Raw genomic sequence first — 9375 nt, 5'->3', positions numbered from 1 at the left:
CCCCCCCCCCAACAACCTAAGTTTACTTTTATTGATTTATTTGCTGGTATTGGTGGATTTCGTATTCCTCTACAAAAATTAGGTGGAAAATGCTTATTCTCATCAGAATTCAATACCTACGCCCAAAAAAGCTACGAATTAAACTTTGGTGAAGTTCCTTTTGGTGATATTGAACAAATTCCATTGGATTTAATTCCTCAGCACGATGTATTGTGTGCAGGATTTCCCTGCCAGCCATTCAGTATTTCAGGGAAAATGCGAGGATTTGAAGATACGCGCGGCACGCTGATTTATCATGTCTTCAAAATCATAGAAGCGAAACAACCTGAAGTTGTATTCTTGGAAAATGTGAAGCACCTTATTCATCATGACAAAAAACGTACACTGACAACAATCCTCACACATTTGCAGGAATTGGGTTATTACGTTGAGAAAAAATTACTAAACGCCACAGATTTTGGTTTGCCGCAAAATAGAGAACGCATCATCATTATTGGCAGCAAATCTAAAAAATTTGATTTTTCAAAATTGAAATATCAACAGCGAACTGTATTGAAAGATTTCTTAGATGCAGAAGGTGAATTTGAATATTTGAATGAGCCTTATACGATTTTGTCGGAACAGAAACAGCAAAAGTCAGGTTTGATTTTTGCGGGTTATCGCAACAAAGCCATTCGCAAGGTAGGGGTACGTGAAGGAACAGAAAACTTATCCCGAGTACATAAGCAACCAAACCGCATCTATTCAACCAATGGAGTACATCCAGCATTGCCATCACAAGAAACATCGGGGCGATTTTGGATTTTCCACAATGGAAAAGTCCGCAAACTTACCATTAATGAATGTTATCGGATTATGGGTTTCCCTGAAACATTCCGTTTTATCAATAGTAAGAGCGAACTTTACCGACAAATTGGAAATTCGGTTGCCATTCCCATGATTAATGCGGTTGGTGAGCAAATAAAACAGCAACTATTAGGAAAGTAATCATGTCTAAAAATCAAAACCCAAATGAATTTATTCGTGCTACCTACGATGAAGCACTACAAACCCTAGGTTCTCATAATGTAATTCAAACCAAACTATCAGAAAATGAAAGAGTAGTATTGGACGACATTTTAGCTTATTCAGAAAAAGCAAAAGCCGTTTTAACTGTTGTAATAACTAGTTTGGTTTATAAGCAGCTTCATCCTGAACAAGATATTCGAAAACATCAATCCAGTATTAGCGGAGGTTACTCTGGACGGACATTTGATACTAACCACATCACACCATTTCTCAAATTGGAAAAATTTCCAGCAATGGCAGAAAGTGGCTGGCTTACTCGGTCATTAGAACAAAAAGTACCATACGATGAAAACTATACAGGTGCAATTAACCCAAGCAGACTAAAAGCATCTTTTTTGTCAACCATCGCTCTGATTCAGAAAAACGAGCGACTGCCAGAAATTTTTTCTTACCTACTGCAAGGGCTTATCTTAAAACGTAATGCACAGCAAATAGATTTAGCAAAACCTCACAACTTACCAATTTCAGCAATTATTGATTTATTAAACAAACACTTTCAAGCTAAATATACTGCCGATGGTGCAGCAAGGCTGCCTGTGTTGGCGTTTTATGCAATTTACCAATGTCTGATAAAGGAATTGAGGCGTTTTGACGAAAAAACATTATTACCATTAGAAAATCATACTTCGGCAGATGCAAGAAGCGGTCGGATTGGCGATATAGACATTAATGATGAAAAGAATGAAGCCTTTGAAGCTGTTGAAGTAAAACATGGCATTCCGATTACACGCCAACTTGTGCAAGATGCCTTTGAAAAATTTCAAACCACACAAGTTAAGCGGTATTACTTGTTATCAACAGCAGATATTGATGAAAGTGAACGGGAACTTATTGAAAGAGAAATTGAAAAAATTAAAACTATTCATGGGTGTCATGTTATTGTTAATGGGATTATTCATTCATTGAAATATTATTTGCGACTATTAGAAAATCCTGCCGAATTTATTTCTAATTATGTCAATTTATTGGAACAGGATACATCACTCAAATTTGAACATAAAAAGATGTGGAATGAAGTGGTTGTGAATTCGCAGAAGTACAATCAATAAAAGAAATACGGCAATATTGGACTAATACCTGACCTACGAATTATGCAAAACACCCAAAACCACCACAACACGCCCTCTGTCCCCCTTTCAGGCAGCCTGAAAACCGCCCCATCAACCCCTCCCCGCTACCGCCTGACCAAACTCGGCGAACAAATGGCGCGCCTACCCATCGACCCGAAAATCGCGCGCATTTTGCTGGCGGCGAAGAAACACGACTGCATGGCGGAAATATTGGTGATTGCGTCCGCGCTGTCGATTCAAGACCCGCGCGAGCGGCCGTTGGAAGCGCGCGATGCCGCCGCCAAGGCACACGAGCGTTTTACCGACAAGCAGTCCGATTTCCTTGCCTATCTGAACATTTGGGACAGCTTCCAGCGCGAGCGCGACAAGGGTTTGTCCAACAAGCAACTGGTGCAGTGGTGCCGCCAATATTTCCTGTCGCACCTGCGGATGCGCGAATGGCGCGAGCTGCACCACCAGCTTGCCCAAACCGCGATTGAAATGGGTTTAACCACCAAGGAAGCCGCGTTTAGACAACCTCCTTCCCAAGAGCGATTAAGGCCGTCTGAAAGCCAAGGCGACCAAGATTTGGCGGCAAAGCTCAAACAAAAACAACTGGACAAGAAACAACACCGCGCCCAAATCCGCGCCGCCAAAGAGGCGGGCTACGAACAAATCCACCGCGCCCTGCTCACCGGCCTTATCGCCAACGTCGGCATGAAATCGCCCGACGGCAACGACTATACCGGCGCGCGCGGCAGCCGTTTCCACCTTTTCCCCGCCTCAGCCCTGTTCAAAGCCAAACCCAAATGGGTGATGGCGGCAGAACTCGTTGAAACGACAAAACTTTATGCCCGCGACGTCGCCGCCATCCAGCCCGAATGGATCGAGCAGGAAGCGCCGCACCTCGTCCGCTACCACTATTTCGAGCCGCACTGGGAACAAAAACGCGGCGAAGTCATCGCCAGCGAACGGGTAACGCTCTACGGCCTGACCGTCTTGCCGCGCCGCCCCGTGTCCTACGGTAGAATCACCCCCGAAGAAGCCCGCGAAATCTTTATCCGCAGCGCGCTGGTGGCGCAGGAATGCGATTTGAAAGCGGATTTTTTTGTCCACAACAAAAAGCTGATTAAGGAAATTAGCGAGTTGGAACACAAGTCGCGCAAGCAAGACGTATTGGTCGATGACGAAGCCCTGTTTGCGTTTTATCACGAACGCCTGCCCGAGCTGGTGTGGAAAGACGCGAAAGGCGGCGTTTGGGGAAGCGAAGATTCCGTACGGATTATTGAATCTGACAAAGCCGAAAGGTCGTCTGAAAATGAACGCAACAAGTTTCGCCAAAATGAAAATCACGGCAACACCGTAGGTTGGGTTGAAAACCCAACACCCGCCGCAACCGCAAAAACCGTTGGGTTTGACAATCCAACCTACGCTGCCCAACAAACCACCCACTCCCCCGTGGGGGAGGGTCGGGGAGAGGGCAAAACAGTTGCTACACAAACCAACTTTTCCGCAACCGCAGCAAGCCCTCTCCCTACCCCTCTCCCGCAGGAGAGGGAACAGAGTTCCGCAGCTTCAACGGTTGCAGGCAGCCTGCACAACGTAGTGGATTCCAACGATGCGGACAAGCACGTGCGTGAACCGAGTTCACACACCCTACAAAATGTTTCAGACGACCCCAAACCCAAAAAGCAGCCTGCATCTCAAAAAGGCCGTCTGAAACCTTTGCCACTTGCCGATATCCGCACCTTTGAAGCCTGGCTCAAAACCGCCGAACGCGACAATCCGCGCCTGCTGTTCCTCAGCCGCGACGATTTGATGCAACACGCCGCCGCGCACATTACCGAAGAGCAGTTCCCCAAATTCTGGCAAACCGCAGACGGCAAGTTCAAACTTTCCTACCGCTTCGAGCCGCACCATCCGCTCGACGGCGTGACCATGACCGTGCCGCTGACCGTCCTTAACCGCCTGCACACGTCGTCGCTCGAATGGCTGGTGCCCGGTATGTTGCGTGAAAAAATCCAGCTGCTGATTAAAGCCCTGCCGAAGCAAATCCGCCGCATTTGCGTGCCCGTACCCGATTTCATCACCAAATTTCTCGAAAGCAATCCCAACCGCCAAGCAGCCATCATTCCCCAGTTGGCGCACTTTATCGCCAAAAGCGCCGGCGATATGCGGATTCTCGAGCAAATCGACCAAGACGCATGGGCGGCGCAAGAATTGCCCGAACATTGCTATCTGAATCTGCGCATTGTCGACGACGGCGGACAAGAGCTTGCCGGCGGCCGCAAACTGCACGAGTTGCAACAACAGCTCGGCCAAGCCGCCGCCGTTACCTTCCGCGACAACACCCAAGAATTCGAGCGCGACAACGTTACCGCATGGGACATCGGCACCCTGCCCGAATCCATTAAGTTCGCCCGCGGCAAACAACAGCTCACCGGCTACCTCGGCCTGCAAAAAGAAAAAGACGGCCGCATCGCCCTGCGCCTGTTTGACACCATAGAAGCCGCCGAGCAGGCACACCGTCAAGGCGTAATCGAATTGATGAAGCTGCAATTAAAAGAGCAGGTAAAAGATTTGAACAAAGGCATCCAAGGCTTCACCCAAGCCGCCATGCTACTCAAACACATCAACGCCGACACCCTACGCGACGACCTCACCCAAGCCGTCTGCGACCGCGCCTTTATCGGCGAAGACGAGCTACCGCGCAACGAAAAAGCCTTCAAAGAACAAATCAAACGCGCCCGCAGCCGCCTGCCCGCCGTCAAAGAAGCCCTCAGCCGCTACCTGCAGGAAACCGCAGCCGCCTATGCCGAACTCAACGGCAAACTCGGCAAACACCCGCTCACCCACCTCCTAAGACTACGCCTGCAAACCCTGCTCGCCGCCGGCTTTGCCACCCGCACCCCGTGGACACAATGGCCGCGCCTCCCCATCTACCTCAAAGCCATGACCCTGCGCCTCGAAAAATACAGCGGCAACCCCGCCCGCGACGCAGCCCGCGAAGCCGATATTCAAGAGCTTGAACAAATGTGGCAGGAAAAAACCGACAGCCTGATTAAACAAGGTCTCCCCATTCCAGACGGCCTTGCAGGGTTTAAATGGATGATTGAAGAATTGAGGGTATCGCTGTTCGCGCAGGAGTTGAAGACGCCGTATCCGGTGTCGGTGAAGCGGTTGTTGAAGGAGTGGAGTTTCTTTAGGTAATAATCTAAAATTCAATAGATTATTCAATTTTCAAACTTATGGAATTTAAAAAATGATTAAATGCTTTTTATCACATAGTTCTAAAGATAAAGAACGTTATATAAGAGTAGTTGCAGAAAATTTGAGAACAGATGCTACACTATTTGATGAAATTACTTTTGAAAAAGGCATGATGAATATTGAAGAAATTCATAATGCGCTGAATGATACATCTTTGTTTGTCATATTTTTATCTGGGCACTCATTAGATTCTGATTGGGTAAAAGAGGAGCTAACATATGCAAAAGACAAATTAGATCAAGAGCAAATAGATAGAATATATCCGATTATTATAGATGATAAAGTAAACTATAAGGATGAAAGGATTCCTGAATGGATGCGAGAAAACCTAAATATACAGCTTATCGCCTCCCCTAAAATAGCAGCTCGAAAAATCAATACCCGCCTGATCGAACTAGCATGGAAACACCATCCTAAACTTAAAGAAAGACAAGAAATTTTTGTAGGTAGAAATGATTTAATTAAAAAAATAGAAGAGCGATTAGATGACTTTGATCAAACCTATCCTATTACCCTAATTGCATCTGGACTTCCTTCAATTGGAAGAAAATCATTGCTTAATTATTCAATAAAAAAGGCAGGATTAGTTAAGGGAGCATACAAACCTATATTCATATCTTTAAATAGTCAAGATAACATAGAAGATTTTATTTTTAAACTTGCAGATAGCGGTATTTATCCTTTGTCTAATAATGAAAAGAATTCAATATTAAATGATAACTTACAAAGAAAAATTGAAATACTAAAAAGAATCATCAGTCAGATAAATAATGAAAATGAAAAGATTCTTATAGAAGATTATGGTGTACTTGTGCAGAGAGATGGCTCTATTATTGACTGGTTTAATGATATATTATTATCCTTTGATAATAGACTATTATTTTGTATAGCTTCACAATTTAGATTAAACCCAATCCTATATAGAAAATATCCAAAAATATTTTCTGTATCAGTAAAAGAATTAGAACGCCCAGAAAGAAATGGCTTATTGAATAGATATTCTTCTTTTCAAAATATACGGGAATCGCTTTCTGCCGACGACATGCAATTTTTCTCCGATCTTCTTACAGGGTATCCAGAACAAGTTTTTTTTGCAGTCGATCAAATTAAAGAACAAGGAATTATTTCTGCGAAAAAAAATTCTCATATCATCCAACAATATTCTTCTGATAAAGCGAAAGTAATTTTTGATATCTATAAAGATAATGAAGAAATTAAAGAACTTATACTTCTTCTTTCAAAATTTGAATTTATTAGTTATGAAGTTCTATTTAAGATAGTCCCAGAAGAAAAATATTTTCCTTTGTTACAAGAATTAATTACAAATTCAATATGTGAATATATTGGAAAAGTTTCTGAATATATTAGACTAAATGAAGTATTACGTGACTATATTAGCAGAAATAGATTTGAATTAAAAGCTGAATTTAATAAATCAATACAGAGTTATGCACAAAATTTCATCTCTAATTTTAATGATGATGGATTTGATATTTCTGGATATTTTTTATCAGCTAAAGAAAATTTATTAACCAACAGTTCTGATGCATATAAATTTATTCTACCTTCGATATTTATTAGTACTATTAAAAAATTATATGATGAAGACAGAAATTACGATGAAGCCATCTCACTAGCAAACAGAGTTCTTTCAAATGAAAGAACTCTGCATAAGAATACAATAAACTTTGTTCGATTTTTAAAATGTCAGGCATTAGCTAGAAAAGGTATGAATGATGAGTTTTTTCAAGAAGTTCATAAAATCCACGATGAAGGTGAAAAAGAATTTTTGATTGGCTTTTTCTACAGGTTACGAGGCAAAACTCAACAGTCAGAAAATCATCTCATCAAATCATTAGAATATAAAAAATTTAATGATCCAAAGGTACGTGGTGAACTAATTCGAATATATATTCAAAATGAAGAGTATGATAAAGCTTATGTCTATTCGAAAGAGAATTATCAAAATAGACCAGGGAACATCATTAACGCCAATGATTATTTTATATGTATTTTAATGAAAGATGATGAAAGAATCCATGCTAATGAATTAAATTCCATAATAAAAAAACTATCAATTGATCCATCAAATAAAGCTCAAGAAGTCGTTTTGTCAATGCAAGCTAGAGTTTCTTTTTTCTATAAAAAAGACTATGAAAATAGTTTTAATATAATTGATAAGGCTATTGCTACATTTCCTCAAGTAACTTATCCTTTACTAACCAAAGCAGATTTGGCTGCTAGCTGTAGAGATACCAAGAGATTACAGGAAGCAATTGATAAGTTGGAGAAGTTGGTAAATAAAAGTGCTCAAACATATCGTTCATTTATTCGGTTTAAAGCAATATTACTTACACTAACTAATAATATGCAAGCAGCTTTATCCCTAATTGATAGTGAGTTAAATGGATTAAATCCAATATCTATCAATAAATTTAAGGAAAAACTAAAACAGTTGTTTGAGTCTTTATAAATTATTTCCCTTTCCAACCAAACCAAAGGTCGTCTGAAACCTATTTTCAGACGACCTTTTTCCACTTCGCTAAACAAATCTTCCCGCCGCCCTCTCCCCAAACGTCGTCTGAACCAGTAAACTCCTCATGTTTCAACAACTTCTTGGAAGCACCCATGTCTGGTATCTACCTACCCCGCCTATTTCCGCCCCATATCGCCGAACGTGGCCTGCTGTATTTTCAGCAGGGCAAGGTTCGCGATGTCCAAAAAACTTCCGCCGGGCGTTATCGGGCGGAGGTGTGCGGTTCGGAAAACTATTGGGTATAGTTGAAGTTGGATAGTGATTTGTATATTAAAGACGAAGGCTGCAATTGTCCTTATGTCTAAGAGTGCAAACATACCTTAAATTACTATATTGCATAGGAAAAATACAAGCCTATAACGAGTTGGAAACAAAATGCCGTCTGAAAACATCTTCAGACAGCATTATAAAATCTGTTTAATAATGTACACCCCTATACAATTTTTGCTACCATGCCCCATAAATCCACGGCTAAAGATATCCTTATTATGTCCTATGATTTATCGAAACGACTTGTAATCGGCTTAGCATCAAGTGCCTTATTCGACTTATCCGAATCGGATAATATATTTAGAACGGAAGGGGCAGAAACCTATAGGCAATATCAGAGGGAAAAACAAAACCATCCCCCAAAAAAGCGTTGTCTTTCCATTTATCAAAAACTCTGTCAATCAATGAAATAAACCTAAACGACCCACCGATTGGGTTTATTCTTTTATCCGGAAACAATCCAGATACGGATTACGGGTCATAACTATAGGCTTAATATTACACGATTCTCATTCCCTCAAGGCGGAAACCCGCACAAATACTAAAACACTATCGATTGATTTGTAAACAAGCCTACTTAAGTAACCTGCAGTCCTTATCATTTCCTTTAAAATAATCCAGCCCGTCATTACACGAACTGGCGGACTTCTTGCAAATAAAGGTTACTAGATTTTCATTCATCTTAATAATAAAAGGATTTTTATCTTTATCTATGGCTACCGCCTTCAACATAAATTTACTGTCTAAAGCCCCGCGCGCGATTCCATTCAAACGGATACAAAAGCCTTCTGCCTCTTTAATCGGCAAACTTGGCCATTTGGTAGATGTTTGTTTAAACCTCCCATTCTGCAGATAAAACTTTTCCATAAAATGTGCATTTTCTAACAAGGCTGCCCGCACTGCATTTATCTTTGCTTTCTCAACATAATTGCGATAGCTCGGATAAACAATTAAAGCAAGTACAGACAATATCAAGACCACTGATATTAATTCAACCAGCGTAAATCCCCGATTATCAGTCATTACTTTACTTCCAATAAGAACAGATTATTCAACATACTTCTTTGAACAGACTTACTATCCCATTCAGCAGTATGCATATTTCCCACTCTATTTTTTAGCTGCGGGCGTTGCCGGTTTGGCGGGGGCTTTGGGTGCGGGCGCGCCGACCGAAGCCTGGTC

General features: G+C 41.8%; 7 protein-coding genes. 6 read left to right on the top strand and 1 reads right to left on the bottom strand.

All coding sequences use genetic code 11. From position 1 onward, the window contains the following. The 6 genes from Q3O12_RS01255 to Q3O12_RS10835 all read left to right on the top strand — a co-directional run. On the top strand, positions 1–987 hold a 987-nt coding region (locus Q3O12_RS01255), incomplete at its 5' end, for a DNA cytosine methyltransferase (protein WP_301668955.1). 2 nt (positions 988–989) lie between these two features. Continuing rightward, positions 990–2117 carry a hypothetical protein gene (locus Q3O12_RS01250; RefSeq protein WP_196428899.1) on the top strand — a complete coding sequence of 376 codons (1128 nt, stop codon included), beginning with the start codon at positions 990–992 and terminating at the stop codon, positions 2115–2117. Between the two features lie 42 nt (positions 2118–2159). After that, on the top strand, positions 2160–5327 hold the full coding sequence (locus Q3O12_RS01245) for a DUF3418 domain-containing protein (RefSeq protein WP_301668954.1): 3168 nt from the start codon (positions 2160–2162) through the stop codon (positions 5325–5327). A 52-nt stretch (positions 5328–5379) separates the two neighbouring features. Continuing rightward, entirely contained in the window at positions 5380–7860 is a 2481-nt protein-coding gene (locus Q3O12_RS01240; RefSeq protein ID WP_301668953.1) for a toll/interleukin-1 receptor domain-containing protein, read from the top strand. A gap of 155 nt (positions 7861–8015) precedes the next feature. Further along, a complete protein-coding gene (locus Q3O12_RS01235; RefSeq protein WP_301668952.1) occupies positions 8016–8168 on the top strand; it encodes a hypothetical protein in 153 nt (50 codons plus the stop codon). Positions 8169–8375: 207 nt separating this feature from the next. Beyond that, positions 8376–8606: a 5'-nucleotidase gene (locus Q3O12_RS10835; protein WP_369422700.1), complete on the top strand. Its 231-nt coding sequence runs from the start codon at positions 8376–8378 to the stop codon at positions 8604–8606. A 160-nt stretch (positions 8607–8766) separates the two neighbouring features. Here the strand turns inward: Q3O12_RS10835 and Q3O12_RS01230 are convergent, their stop codons facing one another. Beyond that, a complete protein-coding gene (locus Q3O12_RS01230) occupies positions 8767–9216 on the bottom strand; it encodes a type IV pilin protein (protein WP_301668951.1) in 450 nt (149 codons plus the stop codon). Positions 9217–9375 lie beyond the last annotated feature (159 nt).

Source organism: Neisseria benedictiae, assembly GCF_958267435.1.
Classification (GTDB): domain Bacteria; phylum Pseudomonadota; class Gammaproteobacteria; order Burkholderiales; family Neisseriaceae; genus Neisseria; species Neisseria bergeri.
Note: the sequence above shows the minus strand (reverse complement) of the source record. Positions and strands in the feature narration are given on the sequence as shown.

Bases quoted from the DNA above. Each gene is read 5' to 3' on its own strand.
- Q3O12_RS01245 (WP_301668954.1), top strand. From the start codon at position 2,160: ATGCAAAACACCCAAAACCACCACAACACGCCCTCTGTCCCCCTTTCA.
- Q3O12_RS01240 (WP_301668953.1), top strand. From the start codon at position 5,380: ATGATTAAATGCTTTTTATCACATAGTTCTAAAGATAAAGAACGTTAT.
- Q3O12_RS01235 (WP_301668952.1), top strand. From the start codon at position 8,016: ATGTCTGGTATCTACCTACCCCGCCTATTTCCGCCCCATATCGCCGAA.
- Q3O12_RS01230 (WP_301668951.1), bottom strand. From the start codon at position 9,216: ATGACTGATAATCGGGGATTTACGCTGGTTGAATTAATATCAGTGGTC.
- Q3O12_RS10835 (WP_369422700.1), top strand. From the start codon at position 8,376: ATGCCCCATAAATCCACGGCTAAAGATATCCTTATTATGTCCTATGAT.
- Q3O12_RS01250 (WP_196428899.1), top strand. From the start codon at position 990: ATGTCTAAAAATCAAAACCCAAATGAATTTATTCGTGCTACCTACGAT.